The organism is Candidatus Photobacterium acropomis (assembly GCF_030685555.1).
GTDB classification, from domain to species: domain Bacteria; phylum Pseudomonadota; class Gammaproteobacteria; order Enterobacterales; family Vibrionaceae; genus Photobacterium; species Photobacterium lucens.
In genome coordinates, this window is record NZ_CP131609.1 from 806,151 (window position 1) to 827,951 (window position 21,801).

Below are 21,801 nucleotides of genomic sequence, written 5' to 3' on the forward strand. Positions count from 1 at the left end.
TCGGCTGCGCCTTTTTTGTATAAATCTGATAAATTACATAATAAGCACAAATGATTAACGTTTAGGTGGTAATGTGAAGCAGCAACAAGGTTTTACCCTCGTCGAATTAATTATGGTGATCGTGATTATTGGCATTATTAGTGCCACGGCGGCTGCTCGTTTCTCTGGACGTAGTGAATTTGATGCACAGCTAACGCGTGATCAGGCGATTTCGGTTATTCGCCAAATTCAAATCTCTGCAATGCAAGGGCATAGCTTGCCATTAAAGGTGACAAATAGCTGTTTAGGTGTGTGTGAACCAACGGTCACTGAAAGTGATGATAGCTTGCGTGAAGCTCAAACCAATACCACCTTTGCCCTAACTAAAGCTGAGCCGCCAGCATCTATTTTGTATTTTAACTTGCTTGGACAGCCAGCCAGTGGGTCTGCGTCAAGCGCAGCGTTAGTGTGTACTAACGGTTGTACCATTACTATTACAGCAAAGAATAAACAAACCGCCAGTATTTGCATTAATAGCCAAGGCTATGTGTATAAAAAGCAAGATAATGAGGTATGTGGTAAGTGAATACTTACATTAAACAACGAGGTTTTACCTTAATTGAAGGGATCATCACCATTGTCTTGCTGGCGATAGCGATGATCACCTTAGTAAGCTTTCTTTTTCCTCAAGTTGAACGTTCTGCTGTACCTCATTATCAAGCCCGATCTGCAGCGATAGCGGATGCTATTTTCAATGAAATTTTAGCGCGTCAGTTTGATGAAAAATCAGACCCCAATGGTGATAGTGTTTATCGCTGTGGTGAGAACGATCAAAATAATAAATTCATTTATTGTTCAGCGACAGGGAAAAGAATCACCCCTCAACCACTTCCTATATCATTAGGTCCCGACACGCCTTCTGAGAAGTCTAATCCTGAAAACTCAAATGATGTTGATGATTTTATTGGTTGTTGGGGAACTATAGAACAATGTTATGGATATGAAGATTTACACAATATTGATCGTAGTAAATTTCCAAATACATTAATTGCACTAATACCTAGTCTTGATACTGCGAATTATCAACATATTTTTGCTGTTATTAAGGTTGAATATGTTCGCCCTAATCTAGAACAGCTAAATCAAGAGCTAAAGCCTGAGCCAAAACTTAAAAAAATCACAGTGAAAGTAGATGCAGGGCGCTATGGTAGTTACGACTACATTGCATATCGGGGGAATTACTAATGACGAAACCTCGTGGTTTTACCCTGTTTGAAATGGTGATAGCAATCGTAGTGTTATCAATCATTATGATTGGGATCGGTAGCTATATTGCGATAGGTGTAAAAGGTTATACCAATACCGTTGATCGTGAACGCCTACAGTCACAAGCCCGTTTTCTCGTTGCGAGGATGACCAAAGAAATTCGCCATGCAGCCCCGAATAGTTTGAATACTAGTGGTGGCTGTTTAAGTTTCTATCCGATTATCGCCCCTGCTGTGTATTACGCAAATTTACCCAATAACAGTTCAAGCATTGCGATATCGCCATTGAATTATTCCGCCAATTGGGAAAATAAAGACAACTTGGTTGCGGTTGGTTTTGCATCTTTCGAGCAGTATCAAAACAACACGATCAAAGTCAATGGGATCGCCAAGCCAACCAATGCGAATGAACCGTATCAATTAAGCTTAACGTCGCCAATAACAACAGCCTCTCCGGGTAAACGCTTATATTTGTATAAAGATAAGATCAGTTACTGTCAGCAAGGTTCAACTATTGTTAGACGTGTTAATGATGGGGATGGCGTATTAATGGCAGATAATATTGATACCTTTACGCCAGAAGTACAATCAGCAGGATTAAATAGCAGTGCAATTGCTCTTTTCTCCATTCAATACTTAGATCAACGAACCCAAGAAAAGTCGGATTATAACCACAGTGTGCAGGTGATGAATGTCTTATAGCAGTTATAAAAAGCAGCGTGGTAGTGGCTTAATGATCGTGCTATTCGTCATTGTCGTGATGGGGTTGATGGCAATGGTGATGACAAAAATTGGTACATCCAGCCAAACCATGACTACGAAAGAAGTTCTCGGTACACGGGCATGGTTTACCGCGCATTCCGCTAATGAAGTGGTATTAACCAAGCTTTTCCCTCTAGGTAAACCATTAGAAAGTGACGTTACTGCTTGTAAAAATTATTCAGCAGAAGAGATAACAAAAGAAATGCCTCAGTTTCAAACGGGATGCAAAGTCGAAAAAATACAGTGCACGACTAAACAAATAAAGATTTCAGGAAAGCCTTCTGTTACTGAATATCGACTAGAAAGTACAGCTACCTGCGGTAGTAATAACGTAGCAATGACGCGCACCCAAGAAGTATGGGCGAAAGGGTTAGAATGAGTAAGATTTTTGTTTCTTTTTTCACTTTGATGATGTTAATGGGAACGGCTTATGCTAGCGATGACGGACCTGTTTTCGATTTTGGTCAAAGTGATATATCGCAATCTAATGGCTGTATTAATAATGAGTGTGAAATTGTTTTAAATAAAGAGTTTACTACTAAACCTTTAATCTTTCTTATGCCGACCATTACAGATAATGGTCGCGATGCTCCATCGTCATTAAAAATTACTCGTATTTATAAAAAAGGTAATACATACGCATTTGGTGTACGTCAGGTTTACCCAATAGTATCGAGTTCAATTCGTTTAGAAGATGAGGATAGCTTATGGGGAACATGGTCTTCATGGAAAATGAAATGGCATCACTTTAAAGATAAAACCTATACTTTATATCGTATTCCAATGCGTAAAATTACCTATTTTGCGATGGAGAAAGGCACTATTGCATTAGGTAATAATGGTCGTATTACTGCCGCAGAACTGACAGTAAATAAACAACTGGATGCTAAAGATCCTAAGTTTCAAACGGGTAAAGGTGATATTAATTATGATGAACTTGAACCATTAATTGAAGATGGGAAAGTAACACCCGTTAACATTCCTAGTGGATTTAAAAGTAAGAAACCTGGCGGCATTGCAGAAATTCAACCAAGAAATAAGCACTATGCAATTACACCAAGTGGTACAGAGTTGGATTGGATAACGCCTTTTATTATTCGTGGAAGTATAAATCAAGGTACAAGCCATGATGGGCGCTTTTATTTAGGGGTTGATAGCTCTGAAACCAAATATGTGCTGAATCATGATGTAACGATTGGTTATTTATTAGTAGAAGGTAGTGGCTTATATAAAGGTTTACAGTTTGCTTTAGGTCCAGCAGAAACACCAAATACATTAAATGGTGATTATAAAGGTATTGAAAAAATCACTAAGCCGATTAAAGAGCAATGTGCAGGCTTTACCGATTTAAAAGGTAGTGATTTTGATTTTTCTGCACAATCTGAGAACCCTATTTTAGTGATCGCATCTAAAAACTCCCGCTTAGGTCCTAATGGAGGCTGGATCCGTTTATGTAAAAATCAGCAAAAGCCGGGGAAAGATGTTCTTGAGGTGAGTTTCGTTAATGATGAAGACTTAAATGAAAATAAGAACCCAGAGCGTCAACATGCTAATGAAATCGTGGGTTTTATGGCTTTTCAACGTCGTGCATCCGAAGAAGTTTGTAATGTATTCCCTGGGCCTGCACAGACATGGCAAAGCTCTACTGGTGCATTAAATGCTAGCCATAACATATTAATTAAAGGTTCAGCGTTAAAAGAAGGCAAACGCTATATTGGTTTCAATACAATTAACTCGACGGCGGGTGAAAATAATTATTGTAATGGTGAAAAGTGTTATACAGCCCAGTCGTATCCAAGCTTATTTGCCAAGAAACAAGTATTAGATACATGGCCTGCTGTTGATGATGGTGATTTACAATCACAGAGAGATTTTGGAAACAGAACTGTATTTTGGTTCAACACTATTAATTTAAGTAAAGAAAATATCACCTTCCCAACAGGCTCAACTGTCCATGTAAAAAAAATGAGCTTAATTAGTTCAACCATTAAACCTTTATCTGGAATTGCAGATGATCTGTTTATTGTTGTTCATGATTTGAAACCTGTGAATGACATTCTTCATGACTATGTTGAGTTAAATAAAGGTAGTCAGATTACCGGTTTAATTTACTCTGAGCGTAATCTTACAATGAGTGACGGTTTGGATAACCAGATCACTCGTATTACCGGTGCGGTAACAGCGCCTGATATCACTATGACAGGTGATGTGAATAACTTAGAAACTGAGATTATCGGTAGCAGTGCCTGTTTTGACCCTGAGCCTGAACCTGAATTTGAACTTACAATCACACCGACAGAAGTCACCAAGACGTTATGTCATGCCCAGCAAGTTGATTTTAATGTGACATCAGAGGATGGTACTAAAGAATTTGACGGTGATATTACGGTTAATATTACCTCGTCAACAGGTGGCATTTGGGCTGATAATTCAGCGCTAGCATCATCTCATAAGTTTACTGCAGGTACTCATACATTTACGTTGCCAGCAAAAAATCAACATGCAGTTATTTGGGTATTACCAAATGGCGCAGAGACGTTGAAAATAACGGCAAGTATTGAGTTTATGGCAGGTGATGCACCAGAAGGTAATTACACCTTTATTCCTGGTGGCTTCTCTATAGATCTTAATGATGGTCACAATATTGTGGCAGGTAAAAATTTCCCTGCAAAAATTACCGCTATGACTTGCACTACGGGTACGAATATTAAGCCGATTGAAAATTATAGTGGTACAAAACTATTAGACTTTTCAACGCAATATCAAGCTCCGAAAAAGGCAGCAGATCCTAATGATCCTATCACAGTAGAAATAGTGAAAGGGATACATATAGATCCATCAACAGGTGCTTCTAAACAGGCAAAAGTAGAATTTAATAAAGGAATATCTGAGCCTCTGACTTTACGATACCGCGACGCTGGCGTGATTATATGGCATGTCTCTGATCCAAATTGTACTGGCAGTAATTGCTTCTTAACGTCAAACAAAACCAAAGAGGCAAAAGCGTTGCGTAAGCAGCTTCCTAATGGATTAACCGGATCTGTTGCTATTAATGCAAGACCGTGGATGTTTGCAATTTGCCCATTAACTTTTAATGGCAAAAATGAATTTCGACTAGCAAATGGTACCGCATATTACAAAGATAAGGGTGAAGGTTATACCTTTGCTGGTAACAACTTTGATTTGTTATTAAAGCCATTAGTTTGGCAAACAGGTACAAACAAGTCTGGCGTTATTGATGTGTCTAACCAAGATTATTGTGGTTATTCAGTAACAGAAAACTTCTTAGCTTCTGATGCGCCAGGAATGGGCAGTGGCATTACATTGTCTGCAAGCTTGCATACTCCAAATAAAGGCGTGATGGGGGCATATAAAGCTGGCTCACAAACTATTGATACAAGACTTAAAGGGATCTTAGTTAAAGGTAATTCATGGTCAGAAGTAGGCAGTATCTGGCTAACAGTTGGAATGGAAAATTACATAGAGAGAGGTAACAATGTTGATAAGAGTAAGCGCCATATAGGTCGTTTTTATCCTGAATATTTTGCTTTCTCTCAGAATGATGTAAAACCTGCTATCAGTAAATTTACCTATATGGATCAGCCTTTTGAAGCGAGCTTTGTGATTAATGCATTTAATAGCGCTAATAATCCGGTGAAAAACTATCTTTTGTTTAGCCCAGAGTTTCAGAGTCAATTTGAATTTAAAACGGGCAATAACGAAGGCAGTTATTCATCTATTGCTGATCGATTAAAACAAAGTCATGGTAATAATCGATTATCGACTCCAATGATTGATCCTTGGAGTAAAGGTAACGAAGGCTACGCGGAAGTTAGGTATTCATCATCAAATCTTATTGTTCCACGACACTATGTAAACACCACGACCACTAAGGAAGATGGTCCGTTTCGTGAGTGGCAACTACGTGTACATCAAAAAACGCGACCAGATAAAGTGACTTGGTCTGGCGAGAATGTCAATGATGATGGGGCTAAGGTTGGTGATAACGATCTACGATACGGACGTATGGTATTAGAGAGTGTTGGCGGTGATATGAGTAAACCGTTGGCTGTGCCGCTGCGAGTCGAATATTGGGATGGCAGTGAGTTTGTTGAAAGCACTAATGACTCAAGCTCGCGGTTTGATGGTGCTAATTACTGTCGTCAGCTTGTTAGCATTACTCCTAGTGATGCTAAAAGCTCAGCAAAAACATCAGGTAGCGACAATATCGTTGCTGGTGAAGCGCTCTCAGGCAGTTTTATGGCTGAGCCAAGTAACGTGAAAGGTTACGGTGTGGACAGTAGCATTCCTGTTTACAAACAACAGATACGACTATGGCAACGACTTGAAACATCCAAACCTAAGCAACAAGGTAAGAATAAGGTTGAATGTTTTGGTACTAATGTAAATCAACCTTGGCTGCGTTATAACTGGCGACAATTAGGGGATGAAGATCCTTCAGCTATTATTACCTTCGGTGTTTTCCGTGGCAATGATCGCATATTGTACAGAGATGAGCCTGGAATCCCTTCTGTAGATTACCAATAAATCACATTTATTATTCAAAAAGCCGAGAGCGTGAGCTCTCGGCTTTTTTTATGGGTAATTATTAGATCTAACAGTAGATGTTTGCTTTGTTAATAATTAAAATATTAATATGAAACCTGTTAGATATCTACAGGGCATTTAGGTACTCTGAGTTATTGCTTAAAGGGATTTTTATGAAAGCGTGCTTTCAAACTGTATTATTATTTTTGTTTTCTACGCTGATTGCTTTTCAGGTTAATGCTGGCGAATATGAATTTGGTCATTATGAGTATTCAGCAACGGATAAATGCCATTTATCAAACAGTGTAAATGGTTGTACGATTCAGTTTAAAAAGCAATATAGCCAAACGCCACTTGTTTTCTTAATGCCAACGATCCCTGCAAATAATCCAGATGCAGATAGACCTCAAACCGTTTCTTTACTTAATGTGACGAAAGATAGTTTCACTATAAAGCAGTTTTCTGCCCCGTTAGATGATGATATTAAATTAAATAAAGAACTGATGATGAGCATTAGTTATTTTGTTATGGAACCTGGTGAGCTGATACTTGATGACGGTCATAAAATTTACGCTGGTTTTATTAATACAGGAAGATATGCGGGTGATGGAGAGGGTTCAAAACCAGCTTATAAAAATGTAAACATTAGTGATTTTTCTTTTTCCGAATCTCCGATCGTTCTTTCAGAAGTACAAACACGAAATAATAATCGTTGGTTTACATCGGCAGTACATAATATTACAGCCACACAACTAAAATTAGGTTTAGAAATTACACGAGTTGAACGTGATGATGTTCCCGATGATGATAAATCATTCCCTAAAACAGAAAAAATAGCCTACCTTGTCAGTGAGCCAGCTTCTGGTTTATCTGGCGGTTATCAATATGAGTTTTCTAAAGGTAGTGTTCCTCGTGCAACTGGTGATACGCCGTTAAAAGTGGCTTGTGATGGTAGCAATGGCTTTCAGCAACGCTATGATGCTTTACCCTTTGTTATTGGTGGAAAGTTAGAGCGAAAAGGTGGTCAAGGCGGTTGGTTGCGTCGCTGTGCTCTTACAGATAGAGACGTTAGTTTCGTTATTGATGAAGATATTTCTGAGAGTACAAATATTTCTAGCAGAAGACACACTAATGAAAAAGTAGGTTTCTTGGCTTTTGCTAAAAAGCTGAGTTTGCCACCGTTAACTGATGATTATTGTGAGTATTTCCCAAGCGTAGCACAGTCTCATTATGCTGATAGTACACTTATTATGATGGGTAATAATGGTGCACATATTAAATTCAGTGATGATGAGCAACCAAAGTTAGGATTTAAAAAATATAAGTATGACAATAATATTAGTAATAGAACGTGTCGCAATGATAATAATCAATGGAAATGTGAATTAGATCCTAAATTAATAGTAGGGAAGAAAATACTAAAATCGTTACCAGAAATCGATTTAGGCAATGTGACTCATTCTGATAAGAATAATGATTACCCTCTAAAGCCTGGTAATTATAATGTTGTTCAGGTTGATAATGGAGCTACTCTCATATTAAAAACGGGTGAGTATACTATAAAAAAATTACTGTCTTATAATGCAAATATTAAAGTTGAAAGTAGTGAAAGTAAGTCAGAGGTTTATTTTAAAGAAGCTGAGTTAAGTGGTAATGTGAATATTAACGGTAAGCCAGAACAGTTATATTTTTTTGGTGTGAATGAAGATGGAGATCCTAACGGAGGGGATTATATACCATCATCAATTCGAGTTAATGGGGATTCTGAAATCAGCGCATATTTATACTCTAAAGGTAATGTGATTTTTTCTGCTACCTATTCTGATTTAAATTCTCAACGTAAAATTACCTTTAAAGGTGCGGTAACTGCAAGAAATTTACGTCTTGACTCTCAAAGCGTTATTAAAGGTGATGGTATTTGTATTAATCCACCAGATAATTACATATTAGAAATCGAACCTGAAACGGCGTTTTCATTAACTTGTGATTATTTACCTGTGACGTTCCGTGTCAAAAAAGAAGATGGAACATTGGCTGATACTTACTCTGGCAGCGTGTCTATAACAACCAATATTACAGAGGTAGGAAAAGCATCGTGGTTTCCAACCGATAGTGACATGCCATATAAAGATGTCTCGGAAGAGGCTAGTGTTAATATCGTTAATGGTATTGGTCAGCTGCGATTAAAAAGCCATGGTTACATCGGCAATATTGCGGTCACGGGGCAATTAGATAATTCACCTTCAACCAATACAGTCAATGGTAGTTATACTTTTGTGCCGTTTAAATTTGGTTTTGAACCAAGTCCGGTGAAAGTGATTGCGGGTAAGCCTACAGCGGTAAAAATAAAAGCATTAGCTTGTGAGAATGATGAAGCGACAGTTGCAACAGGTTATAACGGAAATAAACGACTAAGTATTTCGAGTGCTTTTTTACAACCGTCAACGAAAGGCAATGGCGACGTAGCGTTAAAAGCCAGCAGCAGTGATTGGCAAACCGAGCAAGAAACGTTTGCTTTCCTAAATGGGAGCGCGGAATTTTCATTACGATATCCCGATGCTGGTATTGTTGATTTAAAACTTGCTGATCCTAACTGCTCAGTATCTAACGGTTGCGATATTTTACCGTCAGGTACGTTACCGAAAAGTTTTGCTGATTGGACACAATTAGAAGGCTCTGTTGAAGTGCATGCTCGTCCGTGGACATTTGCAGTATGTCCGGACAAGCAAAGTGATGGCACATCATCATCAGGTGTTGGTTTTGTCGCAGCTGGCGATCCGTTTAAAGTGACTGTGAAACCGCTTGTTTGGCAAGTGGATGGCTCGGGGACCGCATCTATACAGACAACGGATCAGTTGTGCTCGGCACAAACAACACAAAATTTCTTTAAATCAGATGCACCTATTGCAGATGTCGAGCTATCTATTCCGAATACGGTATCGGTAACACCAGTTGATGGTAAGCCTGGTGTGCTGCAAGGGACGGTACAACAAAGCCATACCGATGAGCTAGTGTTTAGCGACTTGTCGTGGAGTGAAGTGGGTAGTGTTCGCTTACAAGCTGATGCTAAAGCGCCATATTTAGACATGACGATTAACCAAGGCTATCGCCATCTTGGACGTTTTTATCCAAAGTATTTAGAGATCCAACCTAATCGTTTTACCTACCCTGACGGGCATAATGAGTTTGCTTATCTCAGTCAGCCATTTAATGCTGATCTGATGATCAAAGCGAAAAATGCATTGGGTGATCAGGTCGAGAACTACAATGGTTTTATTCCTGATTATCAGGCCGAAGTTGCTCTGATGGTCTATGAATCTCCATCATTAAATAGCTTAAATGATCGTTTCTCGTATCATCATATTACAAGTTCAACAGATCACAGCTTTAAAGGGCGCTGGAATAGTGACATTGAACAGGTGTGGTTATTAAAACGAAAACCTGTGATAGCAAGTCCATTAACTACTGTTGAAGATGGGCCTTGGGATGAATCGAATAGTCGTTGGGGCGGGTATATATCTTCGCATCATGATCCTATTTCTATCCGAAATACCATAACCGATGCAACCGATGAAGTTGATAGTAAACAGGTTGCCCCTTTTGAGACAGCACCTAATTTACATTATGGACGTATGGTATTGAGTGATGCGATTAGCCCATTTGATAAAGCTGTCACTATTCCGCTTAACATTGAACACTGGAATGGGACAGAGTTTGTCACACATGATGCTGATAGCGGCTCTAAATATAACAGTAACTATTTCTGTAAGGTGGCGTTACATCCTGCTGATGCGAGTAATACATCGATATTAACATTGGGTAATACTGGCACAGTTATGGTGGGCGAAACTGATCAAATTGAAGCGCACCCTCATCTTTCTCCGCCTGATAAATATAAAAAACAACAAACCCGTTTTTGGTTGCGTATAGCCGATGATGCTCCAGTTGATATAGGTTGTAGTCAAAACAATAAAGAATACCAACCTTGGCTCACTTACAATTGGCGAGAGTTAGGGGATGAGGATCCATCTGCAGTGGTCACTTTTGGCGTATATCGGGGCAGTGATCGCATCGTTTATCGAGGTGAAAAAGGGCTAAATTAAGCCTTAGTGCAAATAAATTGCAAATCTGTGGCAGGTTTGACAATCCTTGCCTTGTTTCAGTGTCTAGCGCTTGGTACATTTAGTGCAATTTAACGAATTTTGAGCTTTCAGGATTAGCCGAAGACTATGTTTAAAAAACTTCGTGGCATGTTTTCTAATGACCTGTCTATTGACTTGGGTACTGCCAACACCCTTATTTATGTCAAAGGACAGGGCATCGTTCTAGATGAACCATCTGTAGTTGCAATCCGTCAAGATCGTGCAGGCGCAACAAAAAGTGTTGCTGCGGTAGGTCATGACGCTAAATTAATGCTTGGTCGTACTCCGGGTAATATCGCTGCTATCCGTCCAATGAAAGACGGTGTAATTGCTGACTTCTATGTAACTGAAAAAATGTTACAGCATTTCATTAAGCAAGTGCATGACAATAGCATCCTTCGCCCAAGCCCACGTGTACTTGTTGCTGTTCCTTGTGGTTCAACGCAAGTAGAACGCCGTGCTATCCGTGAATCAGCACAAGGTGCTGGTGCACGTGAAGTATATTTAATCGATGAGCCAATGGCGGCAGCTATTGGTGCTGGTATGCCAGTATCTGAAGCAACAGGTTCTATGGTGATCGATATCGGTGGTGGTACAACAGAAGTTGCAGTTATCTCGCTGAATGGCGTGGTTTACTCATCATCTGTACGCATCGGTGGTGACCGTTTTGATGAAGCTGTAATTAACTACGTACGTCGTAACTACGGTAGCTTAATTGGTGAAGCAACGGCTGAGCGTATTAAGCATGAAATCGGTTCTGCTTACCCTGGCGATGAAGTTCGTGAAATTGAAGTGCGTGGTCGTAACCTTGCTGAAGGTGTACCTCGTAGCTTTACGTTAAATTCAAATGAAATTCTAGAAGCACTACAAGAGCCATTAACAGGTATTGTATCTGCAGTGATGGTTGCACTAGAGCAGTGTCCACCAGAGCTAGCTTCTGATATTTCAGAGCGTGGTATGGTACTTACTGGTGGTGGTGCACTACTACGTGATTTAGACCGTCTATTAACAGAAGAAACAGGGATTCCTGTGGTTGTTGCTGAAGATCCACTAACATGTGTGGCTCGTGGTGGCGGTAAGGCGTTAGAAATGATTGATATGCACGGTGGCGATCTCTTCAGCGAAGAATAATGCCTGCGTTAGTATTCTATAAAACAGGTCATAGTGTTAGATGAAACCTATATTTGGCAGAGGCCCATCTCTGCAATTACGCCTGTTTCTTGCCATATTACTATCGGCTAGCTTAATGCTAGCCGATAGTCGTCTTGATGCTTTTGCCAATGTTCGTTATTTCCTGAACTCAGCAATCGCTCCGCTTCAATATGCTGCTAATTTACCTCGTGAATTATTGGATGGCCTGAATGGGCAAATGAGTTCACACAAGCAATTATTGGCTGAAAACAAAGCGTTGAAGCGTGATTTGCTGATGATGAAAAGTAATGTGCTATTGCTTGATCAATTACAGCAAGAAAATCAGCGTTTAAGAAATTTATTAGGTTCACCGTTTGTACGTGGTGAACGTAAGATGATCGCAGAAGTCATGGCTGTTGATTCTGATCCTTATAGTCATCAAGTGATGATTGATAAAGGGCGTGTCGATGGGGTTTATGAAGGCCAGCCTGTAATTAACGATAAAGGTATTGTTGGTCAGGTATCTTATGTTGGTGCCCATAATAGTCGTGTATTGCTATTGATAGATCCTACTCATGCGATCCCTGTTCAAGTGGTGCGTAATGACATCCGTGTTATTGCAACAGGTACAGGTAAAAGTGATGAAATTCAGTTAGAGCATGTGCCTAGTAGTACCGACATTCGTGTAGGTGATCTACTGGTGAGTTCAGGCTTAGGTGGTCGTTATCCTGAAGGGTATCCGGTTGCTCGCGTCACCGAGTTCTCGTTTGATAATAAGCGCCCATTTGCCCAAATTATGGCAAAGCCAACGGTGCAATTTGACCGTTTACGTTACTTATTATTAGTGTGGCCAACATCTCGTGAGAAAATGGCAGAAACGCCAGCGGCTGAAGCTTCAGCAGTATCAAGTGCGACATCAACGTTAGCACCTGCAACTGAGCCTAAACCCGCAACCACAGGCACTACAGCGCCTACTGAGCAGAAAAAGCCAACCAATGAGGTGACGGATGTCAACTAGCCAAGCACATGGCCGAATTTGGATTTGGCTTTCTTTTGTTTTTGCTCTGGTACTGCAAGCAGCACCGTGGCCGGGGGAGTTGGAGCCGTTCCGTCCATCATGGGTATTGCTGATCACCTGTTATTGGGTATTGGCACTACCGCATCGTGTAAACGTAGGTACGGCACTGATCATTGGTCTGTTGTGGGATCTGATTTTAGGTTCCACCCTCGGTGTGCGAGGCTTAATGATGTCGGTGATTGCGTACATTGTTGCTCTTAACTTTAGAGTGTTACGTAATCTTTCATTAGGCCAGCAGGCGATTGTTTTTGCCTTACTCTCATTAGCTGGTAAGTTAATCGAGTTTTGGGCTGAATATTTAGTATCAAATGTGAGCTTTGAGCCACAGCAACTATGGGCGGTATTATTAAACTTTATCTTATGGCCTTGGTTGTTCTTATTACTTCGACGAATACGTCGTAAGTTCTCGATTCGTTAGTAATATGAAATAAGGGGAAGCCAATTTGGTATTCCCCTTATTTATAATTAAATGTATTTAAAGTATAAATAACAGATTAGAGGTGTAACATGTCTGCAATTCAATTATATCTTGCTTCAGGTTCGCCTCGTCGAATGGAATTATTAGCTCAACTGGGTTACCACTTTGAACGTGTTGTGGTGGATGTGGAAGAGTGTCACCAGCAAGGTGAAAGTCCTGAGGCATATGTTCAGCGTTTATCACGAGATAAAGCGCGAGCAGGAGTTCAAGCAGCAGCACAAGATTTACCCGTATTAGGATCGGATACAATTGTTGTTGCAGATCAGCAAATATTGGAAAAACCAGTCGATTTTCAGGATGCAGAGCGTATGCTGAAACTGTTGTCAGGTCGTCAGCATCAAGTGATGACAGCAGTAACCGTTGCAACGAAAACACGTGTAGAAACCAAGCTAGTCATCACCCAAGTGTGGTTCAAGACTTTGTCAGATAACGAAATCAAAAAATATTGGCAGAGTGGTGAACCGCAGGATAAAGCGGGAAGCTATGGCATTCAGGGTTTAGGTGGCAAATTCGTTGAACGTATTGATGGCAGTTTTTATGCGGTGATGGGGTTACCTTTAGTGGAAACCGACATCCTGTTACAAGATTTTTTAAAGTTATAAGTAGAGGCAACCATGAGCACTGAGCTGCTGATCAATGTGACACCGAGTGAAACTCGTGTCGCAATGATTGAACATGGCGTATTGCAAGAGATCCACATTGAACGTGAATCGAAACGCGGTATCGTCGGAAATATTTACAAAGGGCGTGTAAGCCGAGTATTACCCGGTATGCAGGCAGCTTTTGTCGATATTGGATTAGAGAAAGCGGCATTTTTACATGCGTCTGATATCGTTCCTCATACTGAATGTGTGGCTGAAAACGAGAAGAAACAGTTTCAGGTTCGCGATATTTCAGAGCTAGTACGCCAAGGACAAGACATTGTCGTGCAAGTGGTTAAAGATCCGTTGGGTACCAAAGGGGCTCGTTTAACTACCGACATTACTTTGCCATCGCGTTATTTAGTTTTCATGCCGGGCGCAAGCCATGTTGGTGTTTCTCAGCGCATTGAAAGTGAAAAAGAGCGAGATCGCCTGAAAAAAGCCGTAATGAAACATTGCGACGATTTGGGTGGCTTTATTATTCGTACTGCTGCTGAAGGGGCGAATACTGATGAAGTGGCGCAAGATGCGGCATTTTTGAAGCACTTATGGCGTAAAGTGTTAGAGCGTCGTGCGAAATATAAGCCACGTTCAATGCTATACGGTGAGCTAGGTTTAGCGCAGCGTATTTTACGTGATTTTGTCGGCACAGAAATTGATAACATCAAAGTGGATTCGCGCTTATCGTTTGAAAAGCTGAAAGAATTTACTGATGAGTTCGTACCAGAAGTTACCGAAAATATTGAATATTATTCAGGTGAGCAGCCGATCTTTGATCTTTATGATACCGAGTCTGAAATTCAGCGCTCGCTAGATCGTAAAGTTGAGATGAAATCCGGTGGCTATTTGATCATTGATCAAACCGAAGCCATGACCACCATTGATATCAATACTGGGGCATTTGTTGGTCGTCGTAATTTAGATGAAACGATCTTCAATACCAACATTGAGGCGACCAAAGCGATTGCTCGTCAGCTACGTTTACGTAATTTAGGCGGCATTATCATTATCGACTTTATCGATATGGTGTCCGATGAGCATCAGCGTCGAGTGCTGCAAGCGCTTGAGCAAGCCCTATCGTATGATCGCGTAAAAACCAATATTAATGGTTTTACGCAATTAGGCTTGGTTGAGATGACCCGTAAGCGTACCCGTGAGAGCATTGAGCATGTGTTATGTGGCACTTGCCCTTCTTGTGATGGACGTGGCACAGTGAAAACGGTCGAAAGCGTTTGTTATGAAATCCTACGTGAAATTACCCGGGTCAATCGTGCTTACGACGCCGATCGATTCATTGTCTATGTGTCATCTGCTGTGGGTGATGCATTAACGGGTGATGAGTCCCATGCATTGGCTGAGTTGGAAGTGTTTATTGGTAAGCAAGTGAAGATCAAGCCAGAGCCACTATACAATCAAGAGCAGTTTGATGTGGTTATGATGTAATGGGCGCGATGGGGAGCAGTAAGTGAATCGCATACTCGTAAAACTCTTACGGGGTATATTGTGGTTTGTGGTCATTGGCGCGGTAACACTGGCGGTTTTGATCAGCGCAATACGCTTGTTGCTTCCCCATATTGATAATTATCGTCAGCCACTTACGCAGTGGCTGTCACAGCAAACACATACACAGATATCAGCATCGCATATTGAGGGGCATTGGCGTCCAGCCGGTCCTGAAATAACCTTAACTCAGCTTTCTGTTGCTGAACATGCTGATAATAAGCCTTTGGTTGAAGTAGGACGCTCAGAGATTTACTTTGATTTTTGGCGCTCAGTTCTGACCTTTCGACCTGTTTTTAAAACGGTGCAAATTGCGCAGTTTGATTTTGATGTCACTCAACTACCAGACAGCCCCTCTGCAACCTCTTCTTCAGATGTATCCCTTAGCAAGCGTTTAGAGCAACTTTTCTTTACTCGCATTGATGATGTGATCTTAAAAGATGCCACGATCACTGTACCTTCTCCGTCTGGCAAGTTAGTCCAACTTGCGATCAAGCAACTGAATTGGCGTAACGATGATGGTCGTCATTTAGCCCAAGGGAGTATCGGGGTTGTTAATAGTCAGTTGGGGAAAATTGAAGTACGTCTAGATGTAACGGAAGACGGCGGTTTACCTAGCTTGAGTGGCATTGTGTATCTAAAAGGCCAAGATATTTCAGTGACGCCTTGGCTAAATAAAAAGTTCGCTGGTGTGGCGGATATTACCGATAGCAGCATTGGCTTGCAGGCATGGCTAACGTTAGATCACGGTAAGATTCAGTCAGCCACGCTGCAATTGGCTAATAGTCATATCGATTGGGCAACGAATAAGAAACCACATCAAATAGTGATTCATGATGGCGTTGTCACATTACAGCCAGAGTATAACAATGCACAGCAACAAGTATGGCGAGTTGATACCGAGCAATTTGATCTTGCGACGGATGATATTGCTTGGCCTCAATTTGATATTGCAGCGCAATTTGCTTTAGATAAAAAGCTGCAATTAACGGATTGGAAAGCGACGTTAACCAATATTGAGTTAGAACGCTTATTGCCATTAATCTCATTTCTGCCAAAAACCAGTAGTGCGACAGAAGCAATTAAGCAATTACAACCGACAGGGTTAGTCACAAATATTCGTGTTGCTGGTGGCACTAAACAAGCGCCACATTTTTCGTTTAATGTCGATGATTTAGCTTTTAAGCAATGGCAGTTATTGCCAGGGATCAATAAATTAAATGCGCATGTTGTCGGTGATACAACAAAAGGGACAGTAGCTTTACGAGTGGATGATGATGCGCTGCCGTATGGCACTGTGTTTCCTAAACCGCTTAATATTCATAAAGCGGATATCCATGCCAACTGGTATCACGATGAAAACACCACCACATTGTGGAGTGATAAACTTAATGTCGTGACTCCTGATCTCCAAGCAAAAGGTCAATTTAGACTCGATTTTTATACCAATGCGCCGACATGGTTAGCCTTTTATGGTGAAGCATCAGTAAAAGATGCTGGACAAACATGGCGTTATTTACCTCGCCCTGCACTGGGTAATAAGTTAACTCACTACTTAGCAACAGCGATTAAAGGCGGCATAGTTAACGATGCCAAATTACTGTGGTTCGGACCGCTTAATACCTTCCCATACCCGAAGCATGACGGCATTTTTAAAGTGGATGTGCCGCTGAAAAAGGCAAAATTTCAATTTGATCCTCATTGGCCATTACTGACTGATTTAGATCTGGATTTAGGGTTTAAGAATGATCGGATGACGATCAACGCCAGCCATGTCAAAACCATGTCTGCGATAGGCTCGAATGTCATCGGTGATGCGAAATTAGCAGAAGATGGACACTTAAAGTTGGCCCTTGATATTGCTGCACAGGGTAAAGATGTCACTGATTATATGCTAGCAACACCATTAGCCGATTCGGTGGGAAGTGCGTTACAAACGGTTGCGGTTGATGGACCGGTTAGCGCCAAATTAAACCTCGATATTCCGTTTGATGGTAGCGATGTCGATGCGAAAGGCGAGGTTTTCTTTAACAATAATCGTATTGATTTAGCAACGCCACCACTGACGGTGGAGCATACGAAAGGCAGCTTATCCTTTGATAACGCAAAAATTGAAGCTAAAGGGTTAACCGGAAAATTATTGCAGCAGCCCATTACCCTAGGTTTTACAGGCAATACCGTAGCCAGTGATAATTATCGAGTGAATGTTGATATCGCTGGTGATTGGCAAGTGGCTGATTTAAAACCTTATATTCCGATGCAATTATCTCACTATTTATCTGGAACCAGTGCTTGGAATAGCGCAGTACAAGTTGATTTAAACGGTGATAATTTTACTTATAAGGTGAAAAGCGTATTGCCGCTTGCACATATCAAGAGTGATTTACCTTATCCATTGCATCATCAACCTAAGCTTAATCAGTCACAGTTTATGACGGTAAATGTAGACGGTGATGCTCAAGGGCTTAATGGGCAATTACAGTTACCGGATGCGGCTTACCAAGCGCATATTAATCTTATTAATGGTACCCCTCAGCTTGCCAGCAGTGATTTGATGATAGGGAAAAAAGATCTGAAGTCAGCATTAGGGATCGGTCATGTGGTGAGTGTTGATACCAACACCTTTGATATTGATCCTTGGATTACACTGGCGAGTACATGGCAGCAATCAAGTTCAAATAACACGTCTGTTAGTCATGATTTTACTTGGCCGATCCCGAATAAGATCACGGCAAAGGTGAAGCAGTTAACACTGGGTAGTTTAGTGTGGAACGATGTGGATTTAGTTGCTCGCCATGGTCATCAGTGGTCTTTGAAAGTGGATAGTCGCCAAGCAGCGGGTTATATCACTTGGGATATGAAAGGGGCGGTGAATGCGATTTTCAAACGCTTACATATCAATGTTCCGCAATGGGATAAGCAATCAGACGCTTCTGCTACAGCGACGGTAACGACAGGCGAGCCGAGTAAAATAGAGCAAACAAAGCGATTATCATCACCAATGGTGACAGATGCTGATCGTCATATTATGGCTTCGATCCCAGCCATTGATCTGACGGTTTCTGATGCGTGGTTACAAGGTTATCGATTAGGGCAAGTGAGCGCAGCCATTACTAAATCACCGAATGCATTAACACTGCAAAAACTATCAGTCAGTGCTGGTAATATCAGTTTAGACGCCAATGGTCGTTGGGCTTTTAAAGATGATCGCAACCATACCGATCTCGATTTTACGGTAAAAGGTAAAAACAGCTCTGATCTGCTTCATCGTTTTGGTATTGAAGGTGGTGTGCAAAATGCATCATTTAATACTCAGGTGTCATCATCGTGGTTAGGCTCGCCTTGGGCGATGGAGCGACGCACGCTAAATGGCAAAGTGACCACTGATATTGGTAAAGGGTTAGTGAGTGGCGCATTTGGTGCTGGGCGATTATTGGGGTTGTTTAGTCTAGATTCGATTATTCGTAAGATGCAGCTCGATTTCTCAGGCGTGTTTGATAATGGCTTAGCGTTTAACTATATCCAAGGGGCGGGTGTGATCAAGCAAGGTATTTTCCATAGTGACAATATCAAAATGCAGGCACTGGCAGGAGATATGTATATTAAAGGTAAGGTCAATTTGATTAATGAAACGGTGGATGCCAATGTGAAATTTATCCCCGATTTCACCTCAGGTTTACCGGTATTAACGGCCTTTGCGGTTGCACCACAAACAGCTTTGTATGTGTTTGCGATTTCAACGGTGTTATCGCCTGTTTTAGATGTGATCACCCAAGTGAATTACCAAGTGACAGGGCCGATTGATGCACCCAAAGTGCTTGAGCGTTCACGATTATCCGGTGAATATTCAGTACCAGAAGAATAGCTTTAGAATGAATCAGTTGCGTTAATTTCTATCAGTGGTACAACAAGGTATTACGATTTGTTATTTAGCGAAAGCTTAATGTTATTAGGTATAGTTCAGGGAGCATTTCATGGCGAAGATTGGTTTAGTACAAATGAATTCGGGAGCCGATCCTGAGCATAACTTAAGTAAGTTAAAAAAGAAGGTGAAAGGACTTCAGCTACAAGGCGCTAAACTAGTAGTTACGCCAGAAAATACACTGGTATTTGGTAGCAAAGAAGATTACCAGCAATGGGCTGAGCCTTTAAATGATGGCCCGATGCAAACTGCGCTCTCGGAGCTTGCGGGTAAATTGGGAATTTGGCTACTGTTAGGCTCTATGCCCATTCTTCAGCCTGACGGCACAATCACTTCAACTAGCCTACTTTATGATGATAAAGGTCAGTTAAAAGAGCATTACAGTAAACTGCATATGTTTGATGTGGATGTTGCAGATAAGCACCATAGCTACCGTGAGTCAGATACATTCAAAGCAGGTGATGAGATTAAAGTTGTTACGACGCCTTACGGTAACATCGGTATGTCGATTTGCTATGACGTCCGTTTCCCTGCGCTGTATAGCGAATTACGTGCTCAAGGTGCCGATATCATCGTGATACCAGCCGCCTTTACTAAACTCACAGGTAAAGCCCATTGGGAAGTGTTACTGCGTGCTCGTGCGATTGAAACTCAGTGTTGGGTGATTGCGGCAGCGCAATGGGGAGAGCACAATGAGAAGCGAGAAACCTGGGGACATTCGATGATAATTGATCCTTGGGGACAAATTGTTGCCTGTCAGCAGCAAGGCACAGGTGTTCTGACTGCCAATATTGATTTACAATTATCTGCAAAGATCCGCGCTAATATGCCAGTTGCTGAACACGCTAAATTTTGTGTTCAACCGCGCTAAATAATTTAAGAGCAAATTAATGACCCTTAACACCGTAGAAAATACCATGCTAGACCAATCAGGTCTGGGCCGTGATGAACTGCACAACATCTTAGGTATCATTGCCGCAAGAGATGTGGATTATGCTGATATTTATTTCCAATCTTGCTGGCATGAGTCTCTAGTGCTGGAAGACAGCATCATTAAAGATGGTTCATTTAATATCGATCGTGGTGTTGGTGTACGCGCAGTTGCTGGTGAGAAAACCGGTTTTGCCTATTCAGATCAAATTAATCAATTAGCCTTAACTCAAAGTGCGAAAGCGGCACGTGGTATTGTGCGCCAAGGCGGTAATGGCAAAGTACAAACCTTTAGCCCATTAACCACATCAGGCATTTATGCGCCAGTTAACCCTCTGGGTAGCTTAGATAAATTCCAAAAAATCGCATTGTTGGAAGAGATCGATCGCTACATTCGTACTAAAGAGCCATTGGTAACAGAAGTGTCTGTTAGCATTAATGGTGTATACGAAGAAGTATTAGTGGCCGCCCTTGATGGCACTTACGCTGCCGATATTCGTCCATTGGTTCGCTTATCAATCAGCGTATTAGTAGAAAAAGGTGACAAGCGTGAGCGTGGTAGTGCAGGTGGCGGTGGTCGTTATGGCTACGAAGCGTTTTTAGTTGAAACGGATGGTAAGAGCCAAGCGCTGCACTTTGCTGATGAAGCGATTCGCCAAGCTCTAGTGAACCTTGAAGCAGAAGCGGCACCTGCGGGCACTATGCCTGTGGTATTAGGCGCTGGATGGCCAGGTGTGCTATTGCACGAAGCGGTTGGTCATGGTTTAGAAGGTGACTTTAACCGTAAAGGTTCATCCATGTTCTCAGGTCAGCTTGGTGAGCAAGTGACGTCATCGCTATGTACAATTGTGGATGATGGTACCTTGGTTGATCGTCGTGGTTCATTAAACATCGATGATGAAGGAACACCTGCGCAATACAATGTATTGGTAGAAGGCGGTAAGCTAAAAGGCTACATGCAAGATAAGCTTAATGCTCGTCTAATGGGTGTCGCACCGACAGGTAACGGTCGCCGTGAATCTTACGCACACTTACCTATGCCGCGTATGACAAATACTTACATGCTACCGGGTGAGCATACGCCAGAAGAGATCATCTCAAGCGTGAAGAAAGGTATTTATGCGCCAAACTTTGGTGGTGGTCAGGTTGATATTACCTCTGGTAAGTTTGTGTTCTCTGCATCTGAAGCTTACTTAATTGAAAACGGTAAGATCACTCGCCCAATCAAAGGGGCAACCTTAATTGGTAGTGGTATTGAAGCCATGCAGCAAGTCTCTATGGTTGGTAATGATTTAGATATCGATCGTGGTGTTGGTGTGTGTGGTAAAGCAGGTCAAAGCGTTCCTGTTGGTGTGGGTCAGCCGACACTGAAAATCGATTCAATGACAGTGGGCGGTACTGAATAAAGCCTGTTGTTATCGTGAT

General features: G+C 41.4%; 14 protein-coding genes. All 14 read left to right on the top strand.

Annotation, left to right across the window (positions count from 1 at the left end; translation table 11 throughout):
* The first annotated feature begins 73 nt into the window (after window positions 1–73).
* The 14 genes from Q7657_RS10475 to tldD all read left to right on the top strand — a co-directional run bounded on the left by Q7657_RS10475 (window position 74) and on the right by tldD (window position 21,782).
* A complete protein-coding gene (locus Q7657_RS10475) occupies window positions 74–565 on the top strand; it encodes a prepilin-type N-terminal cleavage/methylation domain-containing protein (protein WP_107166921.1) in 492 nt (163 codons plus the stop codon).
* Window positions 562–1,224, top strand: coding sequence for a type IV pilus modification PilV family protein (locus Q7657_RS10480; RefSeq protein ID WP_107166920.1), 663 nt, complete (start codon window positions 562–564; stop codon window positions 1,222–1,224). The genes Q7657_RS10475 and Q7657_RS10480 overlap by 4 nt, the downstream gene beginning before the upstream one ends.
* Window positions 1,224–1,946: a PilW family protein gene (locus Q7657_RS10485; RefSeq protein ID WP_107166919.1), complete on the top strand. Its 723-nt coding sequence runs from the start codon at window positions 1,224–1,226 to the stop codon at window positions 1,944–1,946. The genes Q7657_RS10480 and Q7657_RS10485 overlap by 1 nt, the downstream gene beginning before the upstream one ends.
* The gene (locus tag Q7657_RS10490; protein ID WP_107166918.1) at window positions 1,936–2,385 is read left to right on the top strand and encodes an MshP protein; all 450 of its coding nucleotides are present in this window, start codon (window positions 1,936–1,938) and stop codon (window positions 2,383–2,385) included. The genes Q7657_RS10485 and Q7657_RS10490 overlap by 11 nt, the downstream gene beginning before the upstream one ends.
* Window positions 2,382–6,554 carry a DUF6701 domain-containing protein gene (locus Q7657_RS10495; protein WP_107166917.1) on the top strand — a complete coding sequence of 1,391 codons (4,173 nt, stop codon included), beginning with the start codon at window positions 2,382–2,384 and terminating at the stop codon, window positions 6,552–6,554. Before Q7657_RS10490 ends, Q7657_RS10495 begins: the two co-directional genes overlap by 4 nt.
* A gap of 173 nt (window positions 6,555–6,727) precedes the next feature.
* Complete coding sequence (locus tag Q7657_RS10500) at window positions 6,728–10,657, top strand: DUF6701 domain-containing protein (RefSeq protein ID WP_107166916.1); 3,930 nt, start codon at window positions 6,728–6,730, stop codon at window positions 10,655–10,657.
* A gap of 126 nt (window positions 10,658–10,783) precedes the next feature.
* Window positions 10,784–11,827: a rod shape-determining protein gene (locus Q7657_RS10505; RefSeq protein ID WP_005371106.1), complete on the top strand. Its 1,044-nt coding sequence runs from the start codon at window positions 10,784–10,786 to the stop codon at window positions 11,825–11,827.
* Window positions 11,828–11,867: 40 nt separating this feature from the next.
* On the top strand, window positions 11,868–12,845 hold the full coding sequence (mreC, locus tag Q7657_RS10510; RefSeq protein ID WP_107166915.1) for a rod shape-determining protein MreC: 978 nt from the start codon (window positions 11,868–11,870) through the stop codon (window positions 12,843–12,845).
* Window positions 12,835–13,323 carry a rod shape-determining protein MreD gene (gene mreD, locus Q7657_RS10515; RefSeq protein WP_053988023.1) on the top strand — a complete coding sequence of 163 codons (489 nt, stop codon included), beginning with the start codon at window positions 12,835–12,837 and terminating at the stop codon, window positions 13,321–13,323. The genes mreC and mreD overlap by 11 nt, the downstream gene beginning before the upstream one ends.
* A gap of 89 nt (window positions 13,324–13,412) precedes the next feature.
* Window positions 13,413–13,985: a Maf family protein gene (locus Q7657_RS10520; RefSeq protein WP_107166914.1), complete on the top strand. Its 573-nt coding sequence runs from the start codon at window positions 13,413–13,415 to the stop codon at window positions 13,983–13,985.
* A 12-nt stretch (window positions 13,986–13,997) separates the two neighbouring features.
* The gene (gene rng, locus Q7657_RS10525) at window positions 13,998–15,467 is read left to right on the top strand and encodes a ribonuclease G (protein WP_107166913.1); all 1,470 of its coding nucleotides are present in this window, start codon (window positions 13,998–14,000) and stop codon (window positions 15,465–15,467) included.
* A 22-nt stretch (window positions 15,468–15,489) separates the two neighbouring features.
* Window positions 15,490–19,389, top strand: a complete 3,900-nt coding sequence (locus tag Q7657_RS10530; RefSeq protein WP_107166912.1) for a YhdP family protein — start codon at window positions 15,490–15,492, stop codon at window positions 19,387–19,389.
* A gap of 109 nt (window positions 19,390–19,498) precedes the next feature.
* Window positions 19,499–20,317, top strand: a complete 819-nt coding sequence (locus tag Q7657_RS10535) for a carbon-nitrogen hydrolase family protein (RefSeq protein ID WP_107166911.1) — start codon at window positions 19,499–19,501, stop codon at window positions 20,315–20,317.
* Window positions 20,318–20,336: 19 nt separating this feature from the next.
* Window positions 20,337–21,782 (top strand): metalloprotease TldD, encoded by a 1,446-nt coding sequence (gene tldD, locus Q7657_RS10540; RefSeq protein WP_053988028.1) that lies wholly within the window; start codon window positions 20,337–20,339, stop codon window positions 21,780–21,782.
* Window positions 21,783–21,801 lie beyond the last annotated feature (19 nt).

Bases quoted from the DNA above. Each gene is read 5' to 3' on its own strand.
- Q7657_RS10520 (WP_107166914.1), top strand. From the start codon at position 13,413: ATGTCTGCAATTCAATTATATCTTGCTTCAGGTTCGCCTCGTCGAATG.
- mreD (WP_053988023.1), top strand. From the start codon at position 12,835: ATGTCAACTAGCCAAGCACATGGCCGAATTTGGATTTGGCTTTCTTTT.
- tldD (WP_053988028.1), top strand. From the start codon at position 20,337: ATGACCCTTAACACCGTAGAAAATACCATGCTAGACCAATCAGGTCTG.
- Q7657_RS10505 (WP_005371106.1), top strand. From the start codon at position 10,784: ATGTTTAAAAAACTTCGTGGCATGTTTTCTAATGACCTGTCTATTGAC.
- Q7657_RS10535 (WP_107166911.1), top strand. From the start codon at position 19,499: ATGGCGAAGATTGGTTTAGTACAAATGAATTCGGGAGCCGATCCTGAG.
- Q7657_RS10485 (WP_107166919.1), top strand. From the start codon at position 1,224: ATGACGAAACCTCGTGGTTTTACCCTGTTTGAAATGGTGATAGCAATC.
- Q7657_RS10500 (WP_107166916.1), top strand. From the start codon at position 6,728: ATGAAAGCGTGCTTTCAAACTGTATTATTATTTTTGTTTTCTACGCTG.
- Q7657_RS10490 (WP_107166918.1), top strand. From the start codon at position 1,936: ATGTCTTATAGCAGTTATAAAAAGCAGCGTGGTAGTGGCTTAATGATC.
- Q7657_RS10495 (WP_107166917.1), top strand. From the start codon at position 2,382: ATGAGTAAGATTTTTGTTTCTTTTTTCACTTTGATGATGTTAATGGGA.
- mreC (WP_107166915.1), top strand. From the start codon at position 11,868: ATGAAACCTATATTTGGCAGAGGCCCATCTCTGCAATTACGCCTGTTT.
- rng (WP_107166913.1), top strand. From the start codon at position 13,998: ATGAGCACTGAGCTGCTGATCAATGTGACACCGAGTGAAACTCGTGTC.